The 1953-nt window shown below is 67.5% G+C and carries 1 protein-coding gene; it reads left to right on the top strand.

Annotated features, from left to right (window positions below):
• The coding region (locus HJ583_RS18885) for an Ig-like domain-containing protein (RefSeq protein ID WP_217423515.1) at nt 1–1953 on the top strand (1953 nt) is incomplete at both ends.

Genomic DNA, 1953 nt, shown 5'->3' on the forward strand with positions numbered 1-1953 from the left:
CGGTGGGCTTCACGGCAGCTGACATCACGGCTGTCGGCGGCACGATCTCGGGGCTCACCGCCACCGCCGATCCGAAGGTCTTTAGCGCGACCTTCACCGCGAATGACGCCTTCACCGGCACCGCTTCGGTCTCGGTTGCCGCAGGCAGCTACACCAATGCCGCCGGCAATGCCGGCACCGCAGGCACGGACTCCGTGCCGGTCGATACCGCAGCTCCGGTGCCGACCATCACGCTGGATGCGGCCATCACGCCGGACGACATCATCAACGCCACTGAGGCCGGTCAATCCATTGCGATCACTGGTGTGGTCGGGGGTGACGCCAAGGTGGGCGACACCGTCACGCTGACCGTCAATGGCAAGGACTTCAGCGGCACCGTCGTCAGCACCGCCGGGGTGCTCGGCTTCAGCATCGCTGTGCCGGGCGCGGATCTCGTGGCCGACAGCGACGCCACCATTCAGGCCTCCGTCACCACGACCGATGCCGCGGGCAACAGCGCCAGCGCCACCGACACCGAGGGCTACTCCGTCAACACTGGAGCCCCCACGGTCACCGTCGATATCGTCGATGCCGCCCTCAACGTCGCCGACAAGGTCTCCACCGTCACCTTCAGCTTCTCCGAAGCCCCGGTCGGCTTCACGGCCGCCGACATCAGCGCCGTGGGCGGTACCGTCTCCGGCCTGACCCAGGTGGATGCCACCCACTGGACCGCCACCTTCACCGCGGCGGACGCCTTCACCGGCACCGCTTCGGTCTCGGTTGCCGCAGGCTCCTACACCAATGCCGCCGGCAATGCCGGCACGGCCGGTTCGGACTCCGTGCCGGTCGATACCGCAGCTCCGGTGCCGACCATCACGCTCGATGCGTCGATCACGCCGGACGACATCATCAACGCCACCGAGGCCGGTCAATCCATTGCGATCACTGGTGTGGTCGGGGGGGACGCCAAGGCCGGTGACACCGTCACGCTGACCGTCAACGGCAAGGACTTCAGCGGCAGCGTCGTCAGCACCGCCGGTGTGCTCGGCTTCAGCATCGCTGTGCCGGGCGCGGATCTCGTGGCCGACAGCGACGCCACCATTCAGGCCTCCGTCACCACGACCGATGCCGCGGGCAACAGCGCGTCCGCCACCGATACCGAGGGCTATTCGGTCAACACCGGCGCACCGACAGTGACCGTCGATATCGTCGATGCGGCACTCAACGTCGCCGACAAGGTCTCCACCGTCACCTTCAGCTTCTCCGAAGCCCCGGTGGGCTTCACCGCCGCCGACATCAGCGCTGTGGGTGGCACGATCTCGGGGCTCACCGCCACCGCCGATCCGAAGGTCTTTACCGCCACCTTCACCGCGAATGACGCCTTCACCGGCACCGCTTCGGTCTCGGTTGCCGCAGGCTCCTACACCAATGCCGCCGGCAATGCCGGCACGGCCGGCACGGACTCCGTGCCGGCCGATACCGCACCGCCCGTGCCGACCATCACGCTCGACGCCAACATCACGCCGGACGACATCATCAACGCCACCGAGGCCGGTCAATCCATCGCCATCACCGGCACCGTCGGCGGCGACGCCAAGGCCGGTGACACCGTCACCCTCACCGTCAATGGCAAGGACTTCAGTGGCACCGTCGTCAGCACCGCCGGGGTGCTCGGCTTCAGCATCGCTGTGCCGGGGGCAGACCTGGTGGCCGACAGCGACGCCACCATTCAGGCCTCCGTCAGCACCACCGATGCCGCCGGCAACAGCGCCAGCGCTACCGACACCGAGGGCTATTCGGTCAACACTGGAGCCCCCACGGTCACCGTCGATATCGTCGATACCGCACTCAACGTCGCCGACAAGGTCTCCACCGTCACCTTCAGCTTCTCCGAAGCCCCGGTGGGCTTCACGGCAGCTGACATCACGGCTGTCGGCGGCACGATCTCGGGGCTCACCGCCACCGCCGATCCGA

The organism is Uliginosibacterium aquaticum, assembly GCF_012972705.2.
Lineage (GTDB): Bacteria > Pseudomonadota > Gammaproteobacteria > Burkholderiales > Rhodocyclaceae > Uliginosibacterium > Uliginosibacterium aquaticum.